At 65.3% G+C, this 21531-nt stretch carries 26 protein-coding genes; 19 read left to right on the top strand and 7 right to left on the bottom strand.

All coding sequences use genetic code 11. From position 1 onward, the window contains the following. Nucleotides 1-119 precede the first annotated feature (119 nt). From glnA to rpmG, 14 genes are all read left to right on the top strand, one after another. Nucleotides 120-1529 (top strand): type I glutamate--ammonia ligase, encoded by a 1410-nt coding sequence (gene glnA, locus MKK68_RS24335; protein ID WP_147727913.1) that lies wholly within the window; start codon nucleotides 120-122, stop codon nucleotides 1527-1529. Between the two features lie 152 nt (nucleotides 1530-1681). Continuing rightward, nucleotides 1682-1996 carry a hypothetical protein gene (locus MKK68_RS24330; RefSeq protein ID WP_244033164.1) on the top strand — a complete coding sequence of 105 codons (315 nt, stop codon included), beginning with the start codon at nucleotides 1682-1684 and terminating at the stop codon, nucleotides 1994-1996. Continuing rightward, on the top strand, nucleotides 1993-2328 hold the full coding sequence (locus tag MKK68_RS24325) for an RNase A-like domain-containing protein (RefSeq protein ID WP_244033163.1): 336 nt from the start codon (nucleotides 1993-1995) through the stop codon (nucleotides 2326-2328). The genes MKK68_RS24330 and MKK68_RS24325 overlap by 4 nt, the downstream gene beginning before the upstream one ends. A gap of 7 nt (nucleotides 2329-2335) precedes the next feature. Beyond that, entirely contained in the window at nucleotides 2336-2608 is a 273-nt protein-coding gene (locus MKK68_RS24320) for a hypothetical protein (RefSeq protein WP_244033162.1), read from the top strand. A gap of 55 nt (nucleotides 2609-2663) precedes the next feature. After that, nucleotides 2664-2876 carry a hypothetical protein gene (locus MKK68_RS24315; protein ID WP_244033161.1) on the top strand — a complete coding sequence of 71 codons (213 nt, stop codon included), beginning with the start codon at nucleotides 2664-2666 and terminating at the stop codon, nucleotides 2874-2876. Between the two features lie 110 nt (nucleotides 2877-2986). Further along, nucleotides 2987-3265, top strand: coding sequence for a hypothetical protein (locus MKK68_RS24310; RefSeq protein WP_243950684.1), 279 nt, complete (start codon nucleotides 2987-2989; stop codon nucleotides 3263-3265). 278 nt (nucleotides 3266-3543) lie between these two features. Beyond that, nucleotides 3544-3822 carry a hypothetical protein gene (locus tag MKK68_RS24305; RefSeq protein WP_244033160.1) on the top strand — a complete coding sequence of 93 codons (279 nt, stop codon included), beginning with the start codon at nucleotides 3544-3546 and terminating at the stop codon, nucleotides 3820-3822. A gap of 385 nt (nucleotides 3823-4207) precedes the next feature. Then, the gene (locus tag MKK68_RS24300) at nucleotides 4208-4843 is read left to right on the top strand and encodes a VOC family protein (RefSeq protein WP_244033159.1); all 636 of its coding nucleotides are present in this window, start codon (nucleotides 4208-4210) and stop codon (nucleotides 4841-4843) included. A gap of 50 nt (nucleotides 4844-4893) precedes the next feature. After that, a complete protein-coding gene (locus MKK68_RS24295; RefSeq protein WP_147842851.1) occupies nucleotides 4894-5472 on the top strand; it encodes an NADPH-dependent FMN reductase in 579 nt (192 codons plus the stop codon). 78 nt (nucleotides 5473-5550) lie between these two features. Continuing rightward, nucleotides 5551-5889 carry a hypothetical protein gene (locus MKK68_RS24290; protein ID WP_147728935.1) on the top strand — a complete coding sequence of 113 codons (339 nt, stop codon included), beginning with the start codon at nucleotides 5551-5553 and terminating at the stop codon, nucleotides 5887-5889. 260 nt (nucleotides 5890-6149) lie between these two features. Next, entirely contained in the window at nucleotides 6150-8486 is a 2337-nt protein-coding gene (rnr, locus tag MKK68_RS24285) for a ribonuclease R (RefSeq protein WP_147858282.1), read from the top strand. Between the two features lie 24 nt (nucleotides 8487-8510). Further along, the gene (locus MKK68_RS24280; RefSeq protein ID WP_243950693.1) at nucleotides 8511-8972 is read left to right on the top strand and encodes a DUF983 domain-containing protein; all 462 of its coding nucleotides are present in this window, start codon (nucleotides 8511-8513) and stop codon (nucleotides 8970-8972) included. After that, nucleotides 8929-9666 (top strand): NUDIX hydrolase, encoded by a 738-nt coding sequence (locus MKK68_RS24275; protein WP_147726821.1) that lies wholly within the window; start codon nucleotides 8929-8931, stop codon nucleotides 9664-9666. Before MKK68_RS24280 ends, MKK68_RS24275 begins: the two co-directional genes overlap by 44 nt. A 147-nt stretch (nucleotides 9667-9813) precedes the next feature. Beyond that, nucleotides 9814-9981, top strand: a complete 168-nt coding sequence (gene rpmG, locus MKK68_RS24270; protein ID WP_147726819.1) for a 50S ribosomal protein L33 — start codon at nucleotides 9814-9816, stop codon at nucleotides 9979-9981. A gap of 103 nt (nucleotides 9982-10084) precedes the next feature. Here rpmG and MKK68_RS24265 read toward each other — a convergent pair whose 3' ends face one another. The 3 genes from MKK68_RS24265 to MKK68_RS24255 are packed head-to-tail and all read right to left on the bottom strand — an operon-like array spanning nucleotide 10085 to nucleotide 11105. After that, the gene (locus MKK68_RS24265; RefSeq protein WP_244033157.1) at nucleotides 10085-10450 is read right to left on the bottom strand and encodes a hypothetical protein; all 366 of its coding nucleotides are present in this window, start codon (nucleotides 10448-10450) and stop codon (nucleotides 10085-10087) included. Then, nucleotides 10447-10914: a hypothetical protein gene (locus tag MKK68_RS24260; RefSeq protein ID WP_244033156.1), complete on the bottom strand. Its 468-nt coding sequence runs from the start codon at nucleotides 10912-10914 to the stop codon at nucleotides 10447-10449. The genes MKK68_RS24265 and MKK68_RS24260 overlap by 4 nt, the downstream gene beginning before the upstream one ends. Continuing rightward, nucleotides 10911-11105, bottom strand: a complete 195-nt coding sequence (locus MKK68_RS24255) for a hypothetical protein (protein ID WP_244033155.1) — start codon at nucleotides 11103-11105, stop codon at nucleotides 10911-10913. Before MKK68_RS24255 ends, MKK68_RS24260 begins: the two co-directional genes overlap by 4 nt. 766 nt (nucleotides 11106-11871) lie before the next feature. On the opposite strand from MKK68_RS24255, the gene MKK68_RS24250 reads away from it, so the two are divergent. The 3 genes from MKK68_RS24250 to MKK68_RS24240 all read left to right on the top strand — a co-directional run bounded on the left by MKK68_RS24250 (nucleotide 11872) and on the right by MKK68_RS24240 (nucleotide 13821). After that, nucleotides 11872-12819: a hypothetical protein gene (locus MKK68_RS24250; RefSeq protein ID WP_244033154.1), complete on the top strand. Its 948-nt coding sequence runs from the start codon at nucleotides 11872-11874 to the stop codon at nucleotides 12817-12819. A 10-nt stretch (nucleotides 12820-12829) separates the two neighbouring features. Next, nucleotides 12830-13435, top strand: coding sequence for a hypothetical protein (locus MKK68_RS24245; RefSeq protein WP_244033153.1), 606 nt, complete (start codon nucleotides 12830-12832; stop codon nucleotides 13433-13435). 194 nt (nucleotides 13436-13629) lie between these two features. Then, on the top strand, nucleotides 13630-13821 hold the full coding sequence (locus MKK68_RS24240) for a hypothetical protein (protein ID WP_244033152.1): 192 nt from the start codon (nucleotides 13630-13632) through the stop codon (nucleotides 13819-13821). Nucleotides 13822-14135: 314 nt separating this feature from the next. On the opposite strand, the gene MKK68_RS24235 is transcribed toward MKK68_RS24240, so the two are convergent. Together MKK68_RS24235 and MKK68_RS24230 are read right to left on the bottom strand one after the other, a co-directional pair. Further along, nucleotides 14136-14378 carry a hypothetical protein gene (locus MKK68_RS24235; protein ID WP_244033151.1) on the bottom strand — a complete coding sequence of 81 codons (243 nt, stop codon included), beginning with the start codon at nucleotides 14376-14378 and terminating at the stop codon, nucleotides 14136-14138. A gap of 422 nt (nucleotides 14379-14800) precedes the next feature. Next, nucleotides 14801-15055 carry a hypothetical protein gene (locus tag MKK68_RS24230; protein ID WP_244033150.1) on the bottom strand — a complete coding sequence of 85 codons (255 nt, stop codon included), beginning with the start codon at nucleotides 15053-15055 and terminating at the stop codon, nucleotides 14801-14803. An 83-nt stretch (nucleotides 15056-15138) separates the two neighbouring features. Between MKK68_RS24230 and MKK68_RS24225 the strand changes: the two genes are divergently transcribed. Further along, nucleotides 15139-15822, top strand: a complete 684-nt coding sequence (locus tag MKK68_RS24225) for a thermonuclease family protein (protein WP_244033149.1) — start codon at nucleotides 15139-15141, stop codon at nucleotides 15820-15822. A gap of 37 nt (nucleotides 15823-15859) precedes the next feature. Further along, nucleotides 15860-18127 carry an ATP-dependent RecD-like DNA helicase gene (locus MKK68_RS24220; RefSeq protein WP_244033170.1) on the top strand — a complete coding sequence of 756 codons (2268 nt, stop codon included), beginning with the start codon at nucleotides 15860-15862 and terminating at the stop codon, nucleotides 18125-18127. Nucleotides 18128-18233: 106 nt separating this feature from the next. Here the strand turns inward: MKK68_RS24220 and MKK68_RS24215 are convergent, their stop codons facing one another. Next, nucleotides 18234-20192 (bottom strand): AI-2E family transporter, encoded by a 1959-nt coding sequence (locus MKK68_RS24215; RefSeq protein ID WP_244033148.1) that lies wholly within the window; start codon nucleotides 20190-20192, stop codon nucleotides 18234-18236. 400 nt (nucleotides 20193-20592) lie between these two features. Beyond that, nucleotides 20593-20832: a hypothetical protein gene (locus tag MKK68_RS24210; RefSeq protein WP_244033147.1), complete on the bottom strand. Its 240-nt coding sequence runs from the start codon at nucleotides 20830-20832 to the stop codon at nucleotides 20593-20595. Nucleotides 20833-21531: the final 699 nt, after the last annotated feature.

Genomic DNA, 21531 nt, shown 5'->3' with positions numbered 1-21531 from the left:
CGCGCGACGACGATTTCCGGGCCCCTTCGGTTGGCACGACGGCGTCGCGGGCTGTATGGAGCCCACGTCCGGCGCACGGCACGGTGCGGCGGCCCACGAATGTCAGGAGGACGTCCACGATGACGACAGCGGCCGAGGTGCTCAAGACCATCCGGGACAACGACGTCAAGTATGTCGACTTCCGGTTCACGGACCCGCGCGGCAAGTGGCAGCACGTCACCTTCGACGTCAGCCTGGTGGACGACGAGATCTTCGAGGAAGGCACGATGTTCGACGGCTCGTCGATCGCCGGCTGGAAGGCGATCAACGAATCCGACATGCTGCTGATGCCGGACCCAGCGACCGCCACGATGGACCCGTTCTTCTCGGCGGCCACTATGGTCATCGTCTGCGACGTGCTCGAGCCCTCGACCGGCGCGCCCTACCCGCGCGACCCGCGCGGCACCGCCAAGCTCGCCGAGGCCTATCTCAAGTCCACCGGCATTGGCGACACGATCTACGTCGGCCCGGAGGCCGAGTTCTTCGTCTTCGACGACGTGAAGTTCGGCGCCGACCCGTACCACACCGGCTTCCAGCTCGATTCGACCGAGCTGCCCACCAACGGCTTCACCGACTACGAGGGCGGCAACCTCGGCCACCGCGTCGCCACCAAGGGCGGCTACTTCCCGGTGCCGCCGCAGGATTCGGCCCAGGACATGCGCGGCGAGATGCTGGCCGCGATGCAGGGCATGGGCGTGAAGGTGGAGAAGCACCACCACGAGGTCGCCAGCGCCCAGCACGAGCTCGGTATGAAGTTCGACACGCTGACGCTGCTCGCCGACCACATGCAGATCTACAAGTACTGCATCCACAACGTGGCGCAGAGCTTCGGCAAGACCGCGACCTTCATGCCGAAGCCCGTCTTCGGCGACAACGGCTCGGGCATGCACGTGCACCAGTCGATCTGGAAGGACGGCAAGCCGATCTTCGCCGGCGACAAGTACGCCGGCCTCTCCCAGGAATGCCTGTGGTACATCGGCGGCATCATCAAGCACGCCAAGGCGCTGAACGCCTTCACCAACCCGTCGACCAACTCCTACAAGCGCCTGGTGCCGGGCTACGAGGCCCCGGTGCTGCTCGCCTACTCGGCGCGCAACCGCTCGGCCTCCTGCCGCATCCCGTGGACGAAGAGCCCGAAGGCCAAGCGCGTCGAGGTCCGCTTCCCCGATCCGATGGCCAACCCCTACCTCGCCTTCTCGGCGCTGCTGATGGCCGGGCTCGACGGCATCCTGAACAAGATCGATCCGGGCGCGGCCATGGACAAGGACCTCTACGACCTGCCCCCGCGCGAGCTGAAGAAGATCCCCACCGTCTGCGGCTCGTTGCGCGAGGCGCTGCAGAACCTCGACCGCGACCGCGCCTTCCTCAAGGCCGGCGACGTCTTCACCGACGACCAGATCGATTCGTTCATCGCCCTGAAGATGGAGGAGGTCATGCGCTACGAGATGACCCCGCACCCGGTCGAGTTCACGATGTACTACTCGCTCTGAGGCTGGGGCGGGCTCGACGCCCGCTCCCATCGCCCACGACGAAGCGCCGGAGCCTCCTCGAGGCTCCGGCGCTTCGCGTTTGAGAACCGCGATGAGAGCCTTCTGACTATATTCCTATACAGGAATATAGGAAGATCCGAGGGGTGCAGTCCATGGCGTCAGGCGCGACGGGCCTTTTGCGGGCGAGATGGCTGATCGCCGCGTACCGCGTGGAGGTCGCCTTCCTGCGGTTGCGCCTGTCGCTGCGTGCGTATCACGCCGACCAACCCCGCGTGCCGGCCGGGAACCCGAGCGGGGGCCAATGGACGGATGGCGATACGGGCGACGGGCATGATTCCGCCGACGATGCGCGGATCGTCCACGTCTCGGACGATGCCGACCGCCGGTACAGGGTCTTGCTCTCCGAGGAAGAGGCGCGCGGCGGGCATACGCTTCGCGAGCATGTGGCAAGACGGATGCGGAGATGATGGGTCGCGTCCTGGCCAGCAGAAGGACGTTCCCGGTCATCAGTTACGGCCTGAAGCGCGATGGCTCGTTCGAGTCGGTGGAGACTGCGAACGACTTTGTCGATCGGACACTGGAGCAGAATGCTGCGGAGGTCGATGACGTCGCAACCGGTAGAAGAGACGATGCCTTCATGACATCCCGTTTCGGATACAGAACCGGGCGGGAAGCCTACACGGCGGGGCAGCTCGAGCCGTATCTGCGCACGACCTACGGTGTCGGAATGTTCATCGTTCACGATCCGGGCAGTCCCCGCGGGTACCGCATCCATACCGCCTATCCGCGCAACGACTGAGATCGACATGCAGGCCGCCCCGGAATTCCTGATCTTTGCCCGCTGGTACATCCAGGACATCGATCGCATCGCGCCGACGCTCGAGGAGCTGTACGATTTCGGTCTCAGACGTTTTCGTGGCGAGGAACGCGTCCGCCTGCGGCAGTTCATCGACCGGGCCGTCCGCGAGGCGTCCGACGCGACGTTGGAACGGCTGTGGAATGAGACGGACGCCGACATCTACTTCCCCACCGTGCAGGATCTCCGCGCCTTCCTGGCCGGCGCCGGCGACCGGCTCTGACCAGAGAATCCGAGGGATCGGGTCCGGACGCCGCAGAGGGAAGAGGGAAGACGCCATGGCGAAGCCGCGCCTCGAACCCACGTCGGAATTCCATCGGCTCGGCCTGGGTTTCTACCAGGACCTCGACACGACTGGGAAGACGGACGACGAGGTCTGTGACATCGTGCTCGATCCGTTCACCGGCCAGGAGCGGATCCGCCTGCAAGACTTCCTCGACGGGATCACGCGCGACGACGCCTCGGATACCGAGCTGCTGCAACTAAGGTAGCTTGTATATCAAATATAATCGCAGTGCTGGTTTTTACTTGATCCATGACCTGAATTCGGCGCGTGGCTTTTGCGTCCGAGCCGCGCATCCACGGAGTGACGGAGATCGACATGCAGCAGCCACCGGAATTCGAGAAATTCTCACGCCAATTTTATGCGGGCATATTGGACGGCGTTGAAACAGAAGCGGAATTAATCAATTCGGTCTTGTCCCCATTCTCAAATCCGCAACAACGCGCGCGCCTGCGTTCGTATCTCGATGAGATAACGCGGGATCATGTAGACGATAGGGAGCTGCAAGAAATCTGGTGGTCGTCGTCCGCAGACACCGTGTTTCGTGATAGCGCTGGGCTGCGTGAGTTGTTGAGAAGAGCGCGAGATCGGCTCTGATATCTGGCCCGAGTTCATCCTTGCGATGCGCGATCCCTCCTATAAAATCTCCATATCCCGCACGATCTGCCATCGATTGCAGATTTTGTGTTTCCATTTAAAGAAGGCTGGAGTTGCTGCATCTCGATGATTGCATAGCTAAAATTCGCAAATCACACATATCAGATCACTGTTTATCGGCGCAATAAACGTCGTGTTGGCGTCGAGTCGAGACATGACCCGACTTCCCCGAGCGGATTTTATCCGGGCCGCATTTCCCCCTGCAGAAGGCAGCCGAAATGAAGCTGCCTGCGGAATTTTGTGATTTCAGCCTGCAATTTTATCAGGATCTTCTCGACGACGTGTCGAGCGAAGAGGAAATGATCCGTACCGTTTTATCGCCGTTGAAGGATGCGGAGAAACGTGCAAGACTGAGGGAATATCTCAGCTCGATCACCGCAGACGAATTTTCAGATGAAGACTTGCGGAAACTGTGGTGGTCCTCGTCCGCCGATATCGTGTTTCACGACGGCGCCGAGCTGAGAGGTTTTCTCAAACGGGTGCGGGACAGATCGTAACGCCCGCCTCGGAAGCCGGCAGGGCAGCTCGGAACCGGCGAAGGCTGTCGATGACAGGGATGCGGTAGAAGTCACGGCAGGTTGCTGAGGCCTGAAGCGTGTCATGGAAGCATGGTGATCGTCCGACGGTGAAGAACGGATCCTTCCCCGGACCCGTCCGGGTTTCGAAAGGCCCGAGATCTTTCGCGGGTGCGGGCCAGGGCCCTGCATGATCCTCGGGGCTCGGCCCCGAGCCCCCGCCAAAGGGATGATCCCTTTGGAATCCCCCGGTTTGTGGTTCTATGATCAGGGGTGGGATCGATCGTCGTCACGGTCAATCACGCCCCCTCGGAATGCGTTGCCGGTCGCTTTCGGACCCTGATCGTTCGAATCGGCGGATCGATCCATGCTCACCCTCGACCACCTTGTCATCGTCGCACCGGATCTCGCCGCGGGCGTGGCTCATGTCCGCGACGGCCTCGGCGTCGACATGCCCGAGGGCGGGCGCCACCGCGAGATGGCGACCCGCAACCATCTGCTGCGCCTCGGCCCGGCGACCTTCCTCGAGGTGATCGCGGTGGACGCGGCGGCCGCGCCGCCCGGCCGCCCGCGCTGGTTCGGCCTCGACGACAGCGCCCGCGTGCGGGCCGACTGGGAGGCCGGCCGGCGCCTGCGCGGCTGGGTCGCCCGCACCGGCGACCTCGACGGCCTGCTAGGGCGCCATCCCGGCCTGTTCGGCGATGCGCTGGCCGTCAGCCGCGGCGCCCTGCGCTGGCGCTTCGCCGTGCGCCGCGACGGCGCCTGGCCCGAGGACGGCGCCCTGCCCTGCCCGATGACGTGGGGCGAAGGCCCGCACCCGGCCGGCGCGATGCCCGATCTCGGCTGCCGGCTCGCCGGCCTCACCCTCACGCACCCCGATCTTGACCGGATCGCCGCCCTGTACCGGACGCTTCGGCTCGCGGACGCGCCAGGGGTTCGGGCCGGGGCGTTCGGCTACCGCGCCGAGATCGCGACGCCCCACGGCCTGCGCGTGCTATCCTGACGGGCAGCGCGATCGGCGCGTCGTTCCGGCCCCCTGCAGGAGATTGTCCCATGGCCCTCGTCTGCCCGGTGATCCTCGGCTCCGTCCGCTCGGACCGGCAGGGTCTTCGCGTCGCGCGATTCCTGATCGCCGAGCTGGTGCGGCGCGGCTGGGAGGCACCGCTGGTCGACCCCGCCGAGCTGCAGCTGCCGCTGCTCGACCGGATGTACAAGGAGCACCCGAAGGACGAGGCGCCGCCGAAGCTCGAGGCGCTGGCGGCGCTCTACCGCCGGGCCGACGCCTTCGCCGTGGTCTCGGCCGAGTACAACCATTCGGTGCCGCCGGCCCTGTCGAACACCCTCGACCACTTCCTGGAGGAGTATTACTGGCGGCCCTCGGCGATCTGCTGCTACTCGGCCGGGCAGTACGGCGGCGTGCGCGCGGCGATGCAGCTTCGGGCGATGCTGGCCGAGCTCGGCATGCCGAGCATCCCCTCGCTGCTGCCGGTGCCGCGGGTCGGCAAGGCGCTGGACGAGGCGGGCACGGCCGCCGAGCCGTGGCTGACCAAGGCCGCCGGCAAGTTCCTCGACGAGCTGGCCTGGTACGCTGAGGCGCTGAAGGCCCAGCGGCAGAAGGGCACGCCGTACTGAGCGCCGAGTGGCACCGCGATTGCCACGCGCCGGGGACCGCGGGTCGCAGGACGGGCGTGGCATCAACGAGAGCTGGGCATGAACGAGAGCGTGGAACGGGTCCGGGACGCCCTGGCTGAGCTGATCAAGGCGGCGCTGATCTCCGACGACCGGACGAGCCTTGCCTGCCGCGACGCGGCGCGGGAGAAGCTCGCGGCGCTGGCGGCCGACCCGCCGGAGGCGGCATCGCTGCGCATCGACGGCGCCTGGACCCTGGCGATCAAGGCGGCCGAGGCGCCGGAGCTCCAGCCGGCCGAAGGCCAGGTGAACCTGACCCTGCCTCGGGCCGCGCCGTTCGCCCTCGAGGACCTGATCGCGCCGGGCTTCGACGTGGACGCCGCCGTCGAGACGATCCGCAAGTCGGCCTCCACCGGCTAGAGCATCGTCCGTGATCCAGGGATCGCGGACGATGCTCTGTCCTGTCGTGAGGCCGTATTGTCTTCACGCGGGCCGGGATCCGCCCCGCTTGAAAATGCTCACCGAGCGGAGACCGGCGACCGACGCCTGTCGAGGGCCGGCGGCGCCGATGTTGCTCCGGATCGGGCGCAGCACCATGTTGGGGAACAGACGCGCGGTCCTCGATCGCGATCCCCGAACAGAACCGTCGCCGCGCGCGGCGCGAGCGAGCTGAACAGCCTTTGGCCAAACGCATCAACACCCAGGCGGGGGAGCCGTCCCTCCCCTCGCGCGAGCAGATCGTCGCCTTCATCGCGCAGGCGACCGACACGGTCGGCAAGCGCGAGATCGCGCAGGCCTTCGGCATCAAGGGCGCCGACAAGATCGGCTTGAAGCGCATCCTCAAGGAGATCGAGGAGGACGGCGACATCGCCCGCGGGCGCGGCGGCCTGTCGAAGGCCGGGCGCCTGCCGCCGGTGGTGCTGGCCGACATCCGCTCGCGCGACCGCAACGGCGACTTCCTGGCGTTTCCCGCCGAGTGGGATGCCGGCAAGGGCGATGGGACGGGCGACGGGACGGGCAAGCCGCCGACCATCGTGCTCCACGCGCCGCGCGGCGGCCGCAAGCCGCGGGGCCTGACCGCCGGCATCGGCGACCGCGCCCTGCTCAGGGTCGAGCCCGACGGCGCCGACGGGCGCTACACCGGCCGCGTCGTCAAGGTGATCGGAAAGAACAAGGCCGAGATCATCGGCGTGTTCCGCGAGGGCGCCCAAGGTGGCCGCATCGTGCCGGTGGAGAAGCGCTCGCAGGGCCGCGAGATCCTGATCCCGCCCGGCGAGGAGGGCGAGGCCCGCGAGGGCGACCTCGTCAGCGTCACGCTGGAGCGCGAGACCCGCTTCGGGCTGCCGCGCGGCCGGGTGCGCGAGCGCCTCGGCTCGCTCGGTTCCGAAAAGGCGGTGAGCCTGATCGCGCTGCACCTCCACCACATCCCGCACGTGTTCGCGGAGGCGACGCTGGCCGAGGCCGACGCGGCCAAGCCCGCCACGATGAAGGGCCGCGAGGATTGGCGCGACCGCCCGCTGCTGACCATCGATCCGCCCGACGCCAAGGACCACGACGACGCGGTGATGGCGCAAGCCGACGACGACGCCGGCAACCCCGGCGGCTTCGTCGTCACCGTGGCGATCGCCGACGTCGCGGCCTACGTCCGCCCCGGCTCGGCCCTCGACCGCGAGGCGCTGGAGCGCGGCAACTCGGTCTACTTCCCCGACCGGGTCGTGCCGATGCTGCCCGAGCGTATCTCCAACGACCTGTGCTCGCTCCGCGAGGGCGAGGACCGCCCGGCGCTGGCGGTGCGGATGGTGGTCGCCGCCGACGGGACGAAGCGCAAGCACACGTTCCACCGGGTGATGATGCGCTCGCGCGCCAAGCTCTCCTACGCCCAGGCGCAGGCCGCCATCGACGGGCACGGCGACGACGCCGCGAATGCGCTGCTCGACACGGCGCTCCGCCCGCTCTGGGCCGCCTACGCGGCGCTCCGCGAGGCGCGCGACCGGCGCGGCCCGCTGGCGCTCGACCTGCCGGAGCGCAAGGTGCTGCTGACCCCGGACGGCGCGGTCGACCGGGTGATCGTGCCGGAGCGCCTCGACGCGCACCGGCTGATCGAGGAGTTCATGATCCAGGCCAACGTCGCGGCGGCCGAGACGCTCGAGGGCGCGCGCCAGGCGCTGATCTACCGGGTGCACGACGAGCCGGCGATCGAGAAGATGCGCGCGCTCGGCGAGGTGCTCGCCTCGGTCGGCGTCAAGCTGCCGAAGGAGGGCGCGCTCCGGCCGGCCCTGTTCAACCGCATCCTCGCGGCGGTGGCCGAGACCGAGCACGCGCTGTTCATCAACGAGGTGGTGCTGCGCAGCCAGGCCCAGGCCGTCTACGGCTCGGAGAATCTCGGGCATTTCGGGCTGAACCTGCGCCGCTACGCCCACTTCACCTCGCCGATCCGGCGCTACGCCGACCTCATCGTCCACCGGGCGCTGATCGCTGCCGGGCGCATGGGCTCGGACGGGCTCTCGCCGGACGTGACGGCCGCCGACCTCGCGCAGGTCGGTGAGCAGATCTCGGCGGCCGAGCGCCGGGCCATGGCGGCCGAGCGCGAGACCATCGACCGGCTGATCGCCCACCACCTCGCCGACCGGGTCGGCGCGACCTTCCACGGCCAGATCGCCGGCGTGACGCGGGCCGGGCTGTTCATCAAGCTGGCCGATACCGGCGCGGACGGCTTCGTGCCGATCTCGACGCTGGGCGCCGACTACTTCCGCCACGAGGAGGGCCGCCACGCGCTGGTCGGCGAGCGCACCGGCGAGACCTTCCGGCTGGGCGACAAGGTCGAGGTGAAGCTCGTCGAGGCCGCCCCCGTCGCCGGCGCGCTGCGCTTCGACCTTTTGTCGGAAGGGCGCACCCGGGCGGGAACCAAGGCCTCCGGCACCCAGGCGCCCGGCGACCGCGCCTTCAAGGCCGCCCCGAGCGGCCGCCCCGCCGGCATCCGCAACGCGGGCACGCGTCACCGCGGCTCGCGCCGATGAGGCGGCAGGGTGTATGGTGACGGCATGATGCGCGAGCCCCCCACCCGTACCGGCCTGGTCCGCTCGATGGCGCGGGGCTTCGTCGGCCGCTGCCCGCATTGCGGGGAGGGCCGGATCTTCGGGCGCTACCTCAAGGTCCGGCCCGAATGCGACGCGTGCGGGCTCGAGCTGCACCATCACCGCGCCGACGACCTGCCGCCCTACCTGGTGATCTTCGTGGTCGCCCACGTGATCGGCTACCTGATCCTCGAATCGGAGCTGAACTACGACGTGCCGCTCTGGGTCTCGCTCAGCGTCTGGCCGGTGGTGACGCTGGCGCTGGCGCTCGGGCTGCTCCAGCCGGTGAAGGGCGCGGTGGTCGGGCTGCAATACGCGCTTGGCATGCACGGCTTCGCCACGCTACCGGGAGCTAAGCCCGACGCGGGGCCGGAGGACGCGCACCTTGACCGACCCGGCCTCGACGGCGCGTCCCCCCTCCGGCCCTAAGCCGAAACCGTCCGCGGCCTTGCGCCCGCGCGACGCCGCGACGCTGATCGTGCTCGACCGCCGCAGCAGCGGGCCGAAGGTGCTGATGGGGCGGCGCAACGCCGGCCTCGCCTTCATGCCGGGCAAGTTCGTGTTTCCCGGCGGGCGGATCGAGGCGAGCGACAGGCGCATGCCGGTGGCCGGCGCGCTGCCCGACTACGCCGAGGCCGCGCTGACCCGGCAGGTGGTGCGCCCGCCCCACCATCTCGGCCGCGCGCTGGCGCTCGCCGCCATCCGCGAGACCTTCGAGGAGACCGGCCTGCTCGTCGGCACCCGCGAATACGGGCCGCCGGAGGAGGTGCCGGCCGGCTGGGAGGCCTTCGCCGCCCACGGCGTGCTGCCGGACCTCGAGGCGCTGCACTTCGTCGCCCGCGCGATCACGCCGCCGAAGCGCGTGCGCCGCTTCGACACCCGCTTCTTCACGGTCGACCGCCGCGCCATCGCCGCCGAGGAGCCGGGCCGGGTCTCGGAGGCGTCGGAACTCACCGAGCTCGCGTGGTTCACCTTCGCCGCCGCGCGCAAGCTCGACCTGCCGACCATCACAGGCATGATCCTCGACGAGCTGGAAGCCCAGGTCGCGGTCGACTTCGCGCCCTACCGCCCGATCCCGTTCCACGCTGAGCGCCGCGGCCGGCGCGAGCGCACGGTGCTGTAGGGCTCGGGCCGCGGGGCGCCCGAGCGGGTCCCCACCTTGACGGCCCCGGCCCGATCGGGCATTCACCCGCCGGTATTCGGCCGGCCACGCCCGGCCCTTTTGCGTTTCGCGCTTGCGGAATGCCGCGAAGCCCCAGGAGCGCCCGCCATGGCCAAGGCCGTCACCGTCAAGATCAAGCTCGTCTCCACCGCCGACACGGGCTACTTCTACGTCACCAAGAAGAACTCCCGCACGCAGACCGAGAAGCTGACGCAGCGCAAGTACGACCCGGTCGTGCGCAAGCACGTCGACTTCAAGGAATCGAAGATCAAGTAAGCCGCCTTGATCTAAGTGCCTGTAGAAATTGAGAAAGCCGCCCATTTGACCGGGCGGCTTTCTCGTTTCGGGTCACAGCAGGATCACAGCCGAGCGGCGCTCGTCAGCGGACGCTCCACGAGAGGAACGCGCCCTGCTGGCGTGGCCCGCCAACGGTGGCGAGCACCAGTTCCGCCCGCGTCGATGGCTTTGGGACAGTGCGCCAGTCCCGCCCGTCGCGAGGAAAATGGAAGTCCCCGGGCTGCATGCCAATCCGCGCGTTGGCAACGGGGATCCCGACCATCGCCGCGAGTTCATAGTCGAGGATCCTGCATTCGCCCTCCAGCCATTGGCGATAGTCGACCAGGAGCGGCAGGGTCGGGGCCGCGGCAACTGCCGTGGGATTGCCGACGAGGGTGACGCTACCGCCGATCAGCGGAAGGCTGGCGAGGCCGCGGAGGAAGCCGCGGCGGGATGAGGGCTCGCTCATGCTGCACCGCCTTTCCCGGCCGGCAGACGTCTCGGCTCTTCCCGTTTAGGAGCGAAGATACCGACGACGCGTCCGACCAAGGCTCGCTCAATCCCCCCTGGCCGGTATGGGCCCTCCACGGTGGCGGAGCGATCGTAAGCGACTGCGAACCAGCGGAAGGCCGCAACGACCTGGTCGTGCCGCTCGTCGAGCACTCGCACAGCCCGGCTTAGGGTCTGCACGACCCGGCGCACCTCCCCGCTTTCCGAGAAGCCGCACTCGTAGGCGATCATGAACAGCTCCCCGTGTTGTGGCTCACGGTCCTGCATGTCGATGATCGCGAACTCGCCGGGGCGCAGGTGGGGCGCCGATCGGGTGTCCGTGATCGGGTGCAGGATGCAACCGGCCGGCAGTTCGGAGAGCAGCATCAGAGCACGTAGCTCCTGCGGTGCGCCGACGGCGCGCGCATCGTTGGGCGGCTTCATGCTCGGCCTCCCGAGATGAGCGCCACACCACGGCGGCAGGTCTCCAAGAAATCTGGCTTGAGGTGAGTCTCGGCATTCACCGAGTCGAGGAAGCGAAAACAATCATCAATCCGGTGGAGATCCTGCTGGATCTGCTCCTGGATCGATTGGCGCAGGAGGATCAGCGCCAGGCGCGACTCCTCGATCGTCAACGCCCGGTGAGGCGTTGGAAGGTCATGGATTCCCATTGGTGGTCGTGCTCGCTGGATGGAAGGAGCTTCTCACGGCTCCCGCGCCTGAAGGCGTACGCCGGGCAGCAGGCCCGGCAGCCGGGGGGTGAGAACCTGCCAGCGAGACAGGCCAGACGCTTTTAAGCCCGCGAAGGCTCTGGACAGCACGCCCGCCCCCGGCCAATATAGCCGCGTTCGGTGCCGCGCTGCCAGGCGCGTCCGTTCCGACCCCGCCAAGGGTCGAATCTTCAACCGCCACCGACCCCGCCAAGGGAAGGCACGATCCCGCCAAGGATCTGCGGTTGGTATCACTGGTCCGGGTTCTCACACCCACGGACAGTATTCAAACGAAGGCCCCGCGGCGCAAGCCATAGCGGGGCTTTTCGTTTTTCAGGAGCCTGGCAGTCGACGATCGACATGCGCTTCATACCGAGCGCGCCAGGGATCCGATGCATCTCATCAGCTCGCGGCCTGCGACGCGCACCGAGCGCACCTGAACCAAGCCTCGTTCAAATGAGGAGGCACCATTGGAAAGTGTGCATACCGCAAAGGAATGCGCGAGTTGTGTGCCGCTCACTCGGTCAGAGATTTTTCTAAGCCTCTGTTTTCGCCGAGTTAATTAGATCTCCGACAGTTTCGGGCGCGGCTCAACCGATGATTTGATATTTCGAAATTGATAGGCCTAGAATGCAGATATTTCGCAGGCGTTCGGACCTGAATGCACTAGGGAGCCATTCGGCGTCATTGTATGATCGTTGAACCAAAGTCGCGTTTCTTCCAACAATATGATCTGCATCTTTGGGCGTCTCGCAATCAAGGCGAGCCCCTCAAATTCAAAGAGGACGATGACACCTTAGACGTGCTCTCGTTGCTACAATCTGCAATAGGCAAAGATGTTGGTAAAATAAATGTTGGCGTAAAAGATGAATGTAAAATTACCCGCGTTAATCTGAGTGCTGACAAAAAATATGCTGCGATCCTTTTTCAAAGAAGTAGTCCTGATGCATCTACTCCATTTTTTAGCTCAAGAAAGACCGGCAAGCTAAAGAAGGCCGATCGCGATGTCGATGAAGACATTGCAGTCAGCGCTCATCTATTCGTAGATATGGAACATATTGCTCTAAGGAAGGGACGATACAGAGCTATCGTCGAAGAAGTTCCAAGCCTCGGCAAAAGTTACATCCAAACTATATTTCATAAAATTCTAAAGTCTCAAGAATATAGTTTCAATGATAGAAATGGTAATGAGAAAACTACATTCACTGCGTGCAAGTTGGATGGCTATAAATCTCAGTCTTTGTCGGACGCGCTGAAGAAGGGAACGGTTCCCTATGTGGAACTAGTCCGGACACCAACTGTCGAAGGCTTAGATTCGGAGTCGTTTCAGCCAAAAGAGCAAAAGCAAAAGATTATGCTCAGGGTTGGGGGCGCGTCGGTCATCGAAAAGCTGAAGACAGTGAAGGCTTGGGCTGTCGGGCAGGGATGGAGCGAGGTTCGCGTGCAGGTCAGGCTTCCTGACGGCCGCGCCAGAGTCGTCCCGGTCGGAAGGGACGATGACGCAGCGGCCGTACTGTTCGTCCGAGCCGAGCAGGTCTATGTTGAGAAGGAGCTGGATGTATGTTGCGAAAATGTCTCACCGCAACTTCTTGAAAAAGCGGTCGCCATGTTCGCGAAAAAATGGACTGCCGATCCCTGAGATCTGAGTCATGCAAAAATTCTTCTACCCGCTGAAATACTTCAGGCTGCAAAATCGTGAAAAGCGCCTCTTAGATGTGGTGCCGACGATAGGGCTTTCCTTGCTTATATGGGCACCCTTTTATCTCCTAGAAGGCGCATCTTTCTTTAGGCCAAATGGTTTCCTCGACAAGATTTTATCATTGGCAGGCGCTCTCACGGGATTTTATATCGCCGCACTGGTGGCGGCGGCAACATTCGTTCATCCTGATCTAGACAAAGTTATAAAATCTGGGCCGGTAGCTCTTGTCGAAAAAGATAATGACGGTCATAAAGTTCAGGTAGCACTTACGCGCCGGGAATTTGCTTGTACTATTTTTGGATACTTGTCATTTGCAGCTTTAGTTGTATCGATAGGATGCGCTATCGCTGTTGGCCTTAGCTCTGCTAAGATACCGGCCTTGCTTGTGCCTTACAAGCAGTACATTAGATTCTCAATCATGATGGCCTACAGCATCGCGATTTCTCATCTTGTTGTTGTGACAAGCCTCGGGCTTTACTACTTGATGGATCGGTTATATCGGCACGACCGACAGGTTACGAGCAAAAAGCCCGCCGTCACCGACAAAGCTGCCTGACGCTAAGCGCTGCTGTCTGGCACAAGCGCTCAAAGGCAGCACTTAAGGTCCGGGCGTAAGCTCCGCCCGATGGAGGTTGGGCAACAGCGAGCCGCTCGTCGAGCTCATCCGCTCCCGGAACGCATCCAGCCCCCATTGCACAATCCTCTGGCGGCCGGCCTCGACAACGGATTGCCGACGGCTATCCTGCTAGGATGCGCATTGTCCTTTTCATCACCGCTCTACTCTTCCTCGTGGCCACTGCCTTCGTCTCGACAACGATACGGTCGGACATTCAGACCGGGATATTCGTCACCTGCCTTGCCGCATCAATCCTGATGTTCGGGCAAGTGGTGATTCTGGGCAGGCAAGCGGAAATCCTGAAGAAGCTGAACGAGCGGCCTTAAGTCGCCGGCCGGGACTTCACCTGCCGCTATCGGGCCGGCGGGTGATCGGTGGGGGGCTCCCCGGTGCCGTGGATCGGTCCGGCGCCGCGCGTTGAGAATGACTGCCCTGGCCCGAGCATCGCGCCACGCAGGCGGTCACGCCTCGCTTCCGCATCCGACCTGATCGGCAGCGCCCCGAAGTCCTCGGGCCGGAGCGGGCGGCGTGGGGGCACGCTCAGGGCATGGGCCGGAGGCGTCGGTAGCGGGATCGCGGGCACCTCTGGCATGCCGAGCATCTCGCGGGCCTCGTTCATGGCAAGCCGGAGGCTTGTCGGCTAAGAGCGGCGAGGCTTCTTCGAGAGAGCCTTGTCTAACAAAGCTCTGATCTCCCGCAGGCTGCTATCGACGACCAGGCCGTGCTCACCGTCTTCAAGCACCTCCACGAACGTGCGGATGTGCATCAGCGCTTCAATCGGGTCCAAGGGCTCCGCCACAGTACCCAGCAGACCGTCTCGAATGCCGACGACGTTTGTCGGAAGCGCTTCGGGATGTGGGCCTCGAGGACCACGACAGGTCATGTTCCGCTCCTCGGGTAACTCAAGCCCGCCATAGCACGTTGGCAGTTAGACAGAAAAAGCCCGCCGCGGCTGGTGCCGGGCGGGCTAGTGCAAATCTCGAAGCCGGCATGGGCTGTTGCATTGCGATTTCGCGCATGCAAAGCTCGATTCGTGTTGCAGCGATGGCGTCGCCGTAACACAGCCCTTTTTGGGCGTTTCCTCCTTAGACTTCGGGCCGCTCCTTCGGGGGTGGCCTTTTTTGTTGGCGGTCTAATAGCGCGGATAGATCTACGTTAGAAGCACTATTTTTCGCCATATCCCCAGCTTCGCCAATTGTGGCGACTATTTATGCATAATACCAGTCATGCAACTGGTCGGAGCTGCCCACTACCTCTTTTCCGCTGCCGTGCCTCCCAGGCCCGGCGCTGCTGGCGCGTCATCCCTTAAGGCGGTCGATTGGGTGATGGTGCCGATTCCTCGTCGTGAGGCCCGAATCGGTCGTGGCGCGTTGCCTCGATCTGGCGGCTTGCACCGCCTAAGCCACCGCCCTCCAGCAATCGCGCCGGGAAGCGGGCCCCGGCCCCGGCGATCTGGCCAGCGGAACGCGCCTCCGTCTTGTAGAGGATCACGTCCAGCGAGCCGTCGGGCCGCTGCTGCACCTGTGCCGTGAATGACTCGTCGTTGTTGATGACGTTCACCGTAGGAGGTGTGGCGTTGGTGTTCGCTGGTGTCCGAGTGGGCGCCGTTCGACAGGTCGTCAGCAACGCGTAGGGTCATTCGCATGTGTTACGCCCTACTCGCCGCCATCGTCATGCTGCAGGGTGGTGGCGCATTCGCTGCCGAACCAATCGTCGGACGCGCCAGCGACACGGTGGTGATCCACGGCGCCCGCATCCGCCTTTTCGGCATCGACGCGCCAGAAAGCGCTCAGGTGTGTGAGGACGCTGCCGGCAAGGAGTACCGCTGCGGACAGGTCGCTGCTCTCGCGCTGTCCGACCGGATCGGAGAGGCGCCAATCTCGTGCGAGCCTCGGGACACCGATCGCTACGGTCGCACCGTCGTCGTCTGCCGGAAGGGCGCCGAGGATCTGAACGCCTGGATGGTGGCGCAGGGCCATGCCGTCGCGTTCCGGCGCTACTCGAGCGACTATGCGGGACAGGAAGCACAGGCACGGGCGGCCAAGCGCGGGATCTGGGCTGGCACGTTCGAAGATCCAGCGGGCTGGCGTAGAACCCGTCGAGGCGGAGCCGCAGCGAGGATTGCCGACGAGCCGACGCCCGCCGGCTCAAACGCCTCGATGACCTGCACGATCAAGGGTAACATCTCAGCCAAGGGCGACCGGATCTATCACCTACCTGGAACCAGCGCCTACACGCGCACTGTGATCGATGAGCGGGCGGGCGAGCGCATGTTTTGCACCGAAGATGAGGCGAAGGCAGCGGGTTGGCGGGCGCCGCGAGGGTGAAACGCGTACAAGGTCAGGCAGCGTTCGGACACCGATCATGAACCAGCGGCCGACGCCCACTCAATTCGATCGAGGTACGCCCACCGAGACGCTCGCCGGCACGATCGAGCGCGTCACCTTCCACAACGCCGAGACCGGCTTCTGCGTGCTCAAGGTCCAGGCGCGCGGCAAGCGCGATCTTGTGCCGGTGATCGGCCATGCACCTGCCATCGCTGCCGGCGAGTGGATCACGGCGACTGGGATCTGGTTCACCGATCGGCAGCACGGGCTTCAGTTCAAAGCCGACACGCTCAAGGCTACACCACCAACCGGGGTCGAGGGCATCGAGCGCTACCTTGCCTCGGGCTACATGCGCGGGATCGGGCCGGCCATGGCCAAGCGCATCGTGGCGCTGTTCGGTGAGGCCACCTTCGAGATCATCGAAGCCGATCCCGAGCGCCTAAAGGAGGTCTCTGGCATCGGCCCGACGCGGGCGGCCCGCATCGTCTCAGGCTGGGCCGAGCAGAAGGCGGTGCGCGAGATCATGATCTTCCTGCACGCGCACGGCGTCGGCACGGCGCGGGCGGTGCGGATCTTCAAGACCTACGGCCACGAGTCGATTGTGGTGATGAGCGAGGATCCCTACCGCCTCGCTCGTGATATCCGTGGGATCGGCTTCCGGACGGCGGACGCGATCGCGATGCGTCTCGGGCTGGCCAAGGAAGCTCCGCAGCGGCTCAGGGCAGGCGTGTCGTTCGCGCTGCAGACGGCCATGGACGAGGGGCATTGCGGCCTGCCGATCGAACGGCTGATCGTGCTCGCCCAGAAGCTCCTCGAGATCGATGTCACTCTTGTCCGCACCGCCGTCGCCGACGAGCTTACGCGCGGCGATGAGGTCATCGCCGACACGGTCGACGATGAGCCCTGCGTCTTCCTCAAGGGCCTGCACGCGGCGGAGCGCGCGATTGCCGAGCGGCTCGTCACCAGGGCCCGTGGCTTACCCTCATGGCCCAGTATCGACCTCGACAAGGCTCGGCCCTGGGTGGAGGCGAAAACCGGCAAGACGCTCTCGCCCTCCCAGGGTGAGGCCATCCGTTTGATGCTGGCATCGAAGCTCTGCGTCATCACCGGCGGTCCCGGCGTCGGCAAGACCAGCACCCTCGATTCGCTGCTTCGCATCCTGACCGCCAAGGGCGTGAAGGTGCTGCTCGCCGCACCCACGGGGCGTGCCGCCAAGCGGATGACGGAGCAGACCCGGCTCGAGGCCAAGACAATCCACCGGCTTCTGGAGATCGATCCGAAGCGCGGCGGCTTCTCGCGTAACGAGGAGAACCCGCTCGACTGCGACTTGCTCGTGCTCGACGAGTGCTCGATGATCGACGTGCCGTTGATGAACGCCCTGCTGAAGGCCGTGCCAGAGCGCGCTGGGCTGCTCCTCGTCGGCGACGTCGATCAGCTCCCCTCGGTCGGCCCAGGCCAGGTGCTGGCCGACGTCATCGCGTCTGACCGCGTGCCGGTGGCGCGACTGACTGAAGTGTTCCGCCAAGCAGCCGAGAGCCGGATCATCGTCAACGCCCACCGCATCAACCAGGGCCAGATGCCGGAGCGGCCACAGCCGGGCGAGAAGGCCGACTTCTACCTGATCGAGATCGACGATCCTGACGTCGGTGTCGCCAAGCTGATCGAAGTCGTGACCAAGCGCATCCCGCGCTCCTTCGGTCTCGATCCGATCCGCGACGTCCAAGTCCTGACGCCGATGCTGCGTGGCTCGCTTGGATCGCGCAACCTCAACCACGAGCTCCAGCGCGTGCTCAATCCGAACCCGGCTCAGCAGATCGAGCGCTTTGGCTGGCGCTTCGCCCCCGGCGACCGGGTGATGGAGACTCAGAACGACTACGACCGCGACGTCTTCAACGGCGATCTTGGCATGGTGGCGCGCATCGACGAGGAGGAAGGCGCGGTCGTAGTCACCTTCGATAGGCGTGAGGTCGTCTACCCCTACGGCGAGCTCGACACGCTGGTGCCGGCCTTCGCTACGACGATCCACAAGAGCCAGGGCTCGGAGTATCCCGCCGTGGTGATCCCGATCGTGACACAGCACTTCAACATGCTGGCCAGGAACCTCCTCTACACCGGCGTGACCCGCGGCAAGCAGCTCGTTGTGCTGATCGGCCAGCGCAAGGCGATCGGCATGGCGGTTCGCGGAGGGAGCGCGAAGCGACGCTGGACGAAGCTACGGGAATGGCTGGCTGGGCCAAATCAGCTGCCATCGCTACGCGATCCACGAGCAACCTCCATCATCTCCCTGTCCGGCAGCGGCCGCTGAAGCTGCAATGCCCCCTCCGCCGGCGCCTTCAAGCCACGTGCGCCACTCCTCCGGCGTGGTCAGCAGAAGCCCTACGACGCACAGCAGCAAGCGCGGTTCGAACAGGTCAGGCGGCCGCGCTTCTGTCAACGACCGCCTTACCGGCAGCACTCAAACAAGCATCCACGCCGTCGCGTAGCGAAGAAACATAGGCATCCGCCCCAACCTGCCGGCCGAGCGCAGCATTGGTGAGAACCTCTTCTCCGACGGGCCACAAGCCGACTAGCACGGATACGCCGGGCGCCCGTCGTTTCAGCCGCTCCAGCAGGTAGCGCAGGTGCGATGGGTTCCCGGTGATGTCGAGGTAGGAGATGCAGATCATCGCTACGCCGGAGAGTTCGAGCTCGCGGATGCCCTCGCGCGAGGCGGATTGATAGGGCGTCACGCGCGCGCCGAGCCCGTGCTTGCGCAGTAGCTGCGCCAACATCGCCGATGAGGCCTCATCGAGCGGGCCGCGTCCGGCAAGGCACAACACCGGCGCCTCGCCGCGCCACGCCTCTGGGAGTGCATCCCGAGGCGGCGCCTGGGCCGGCACCGCCTCGGTCTTCGTGTGCGCCCTTTCGGCCAGGGTCGGGGTGTCGGACGGATTGACCGCCTTGGCATCGACGGCCGGCTCAACGTCGTCGTGGCCTTCGAAATCCTCGACTAGCGAACGGGCGGAAGCGCGGATGTTTTCCAGTTGGGCGGGGGTAACGACCCCGCGCGCGAAGTCGTTGGCGGCGAGCTGCAGACCCTTCAGCGCCACCTCATCATAGTACGAGGACAGCGAGCGATCCTTCAGCATGCCTTCGGCCACCTCCCGTACCTCGTCCGGGTCACCGGCGAGCATGCGTTGGTAGAAGTTCTCCACCGGGGTGAGTGGTGGGCGGTCACCGAGCAAAACGTCGAAGAACTCCAAGCTGTCGACGTGACGGCCGAGCACAACGAGGCAAACGGTGAACGGGGTGGCCAGGATCAAGCCGATGGGACCCCAGAGGAAGCCCCAGAACAAAGTCGAGACGATCACCGCGAAGGGCGAGAGCCCGGTCGAGTGACCGTACAGCAGCGGCTCGATCACCTGCCCGAAGATCGGCTCGGCGATCAGGAAGAGCGCCGCAGTCGCGATGACCATCGACCAGCCCGGGTCCACCGCGGCTGCCAGGGCGACCGGGAAAACTCCTGAGATGAAAGCGCCGATGTAAGGCACGAAGCGCATCAGCGCCGAGAACACGCCCCACAAGAGGGGGTTGGGCACGCCGATGATCCAAAGGCCGACGCCGACGATGACGCCGAAAGCGGCGTTCATGCCGAGCTGGGCGAGGAAATAGGTGCCGAGCCGGCCCGCGGCATCGTCCATCGCCACCGTCGTGCGGTGCAGGTCGCTCGACCCGAACAGGCGGATCATCCGGTTGCGCAGGTCCTCGCGCTGGAGCAGCAGGAACACCACCACAACGAGCACGATGCCGACCGTGGTCAGGGGCTCGAAGATTGGGCCAAGCACCTTCTCAGCCAGCGCCAACGGGGAGATCTCAGGTTCCTGGACGCGGACCAACTGAGCCTTCGGCGTGTCGCCCGCGGGGCCTGTCGCGGCCGTGGTCCCTGCGGCATCCGCCTTTTGAGTGGCGTCGTGAACCTCGTGGCTGAACTTCGCGATGACCTTGTTGGCCTCGCCGAGCCAACCCTGCTGAAGGCCGGCGAACTTCTTTTGCACGGTGACCTGGTATTGCGGCAGGTTGCCGGCAAGCCCCGCGACTTGGGTTCCGATGACCGCGCCGATGCCACCGATGACGCCGAGTGCCAGCAGCACCGCGACGATAACGGAAGGCACGCGTCCAAGCTTGATCCGACGAAGCAGGTTGACCACCGGGGCCAGGACGAAGCTGAGAAGCACCGCCAGCACCAGGGGGATGAACACCTCGCGACCGAAGTACAGGGCGGCCACCAGCACCACGCCGACCGCAAGGGTCAGGAGCCCGCGCAAACCCGGGACAAGGGGCGGCGGCACCTGGGCAGGCGGCTTCGGAGCTTCGGTCGCGCTGGTCGGCATACGGCGGTTTCCTGAAAGCCCGACGCGATCGCAGGGCGCACCGCCGTCAACGCCAGTGACGAGATTTCGTCCCGTATCCTTTATACCCCAGGCCTTGAGGCCCGGTGGCCCACGCGATGATGGCGTTGGTCGGCCGAGCAAATCGCCTAGCACCGCACTCGAGCTGTCCGGACCTGCCGGAACAACCGCAAAATCCTGAGGGTGTCGGGTGATCCAACGCTTCAGGGCTATGCCGGCTCGGCGCTGCGGCGCGCTCAGATCCGGCTGCTGCAAATTCGGATATGGCGGGCGACCGGGGTGTATCCTGGCGAAGGGTAGTACAGGTATGAAAAAGCCCGCCGCGGCGGCTGCCGGGCGGGCTAAGGTGATGTCGGGGGGCAGACTTCCCCGCGTCTGAAATTCAGAGCCCCTTCTTCATTCCAATGGTTCGGCCGCCGCCACGGCGCATCATGTGGCGCCGCATGGTGTGGTGGCGCATCATCGAGCGGCGCGTCATCCGCACCTGCATGGTCGGGGCCTCGGGCTGAACGAGGCTCGGCGCGGGCGCCGGCGTCGCGGCGGAGACGGCGCCGGCCGCCATCAGGACGGCGCCGAAGGCCGCGGCCGCGATCGCAGAGGCTGTGAAACGGGTCTTGGTCATCGGTGCCGGGTCCTTGCTGCCGCACCGGGTCGGTGCCACGGCGTGAAACCACGGCCACGATCCGATCGTTCCTCGCCTTCCGGTTGAGAAGATGCGAGCCGACCCGCCTCAGCCGATCAGGAAGTGCACCAGGATCAGCGCCAGCGCCGCGCCGCCGATCGCGAGGCCCATCAGGACGACGCTGCCCGGCGCCGTATGATGTCAGATAGCGTCGTGTCGTTGCGCCCGGGATAGGCGTCGCGCGAGGCACCGTCGAACGCATCGATCTCTCGCCTTCCTTCGGGCCGCGCAGGAGAGGTCACACGCCTTACGGCTGCCTCGTAGGTTCGATCAACGACGATATACTGTCCCTTAGACGTGCTTCCTGAGGCCTTTTTGGCCTGATTGCTCGCCAGCTAACCAAAGCGTTGCGCGGATGCAACATTCCCAAAGCACCACGGCGGACTCCAAGATTCGACGTTGATCGAGAAGATCGGCTGGCACACAGTGTTTTGGCACTGGGGGCATCGCAAAAGCGGGCCCGATGAGCCCGCACCAAAAAGCGGGCCGCAAAACAAAGTGTGACGCGATCGGCCCCGGCCCCGCGACCACACGATCCTCGGGTCTCGAAGCTTTTGGAGATATCTATGACGCTCTTGAAGAGCACCCTGCTCGCTTCGGCCGCCGGCTTCGCCGCCGTCGCCGGCGCCCAGGCTGCCG

The organism is Methylobacterium sp. E-016, from assembly GCF_022829745.1.
In the GTDB taxonomy this organism is placed as follows: Bacteria; Pseudomonadota; Alphaproteobacteria; order Rhizobiales; family Beijerinckiaceae; genus Methylobacterium.
This window is presented reverse-complemented; position numbering and strand designations above follow the sequence as displayed.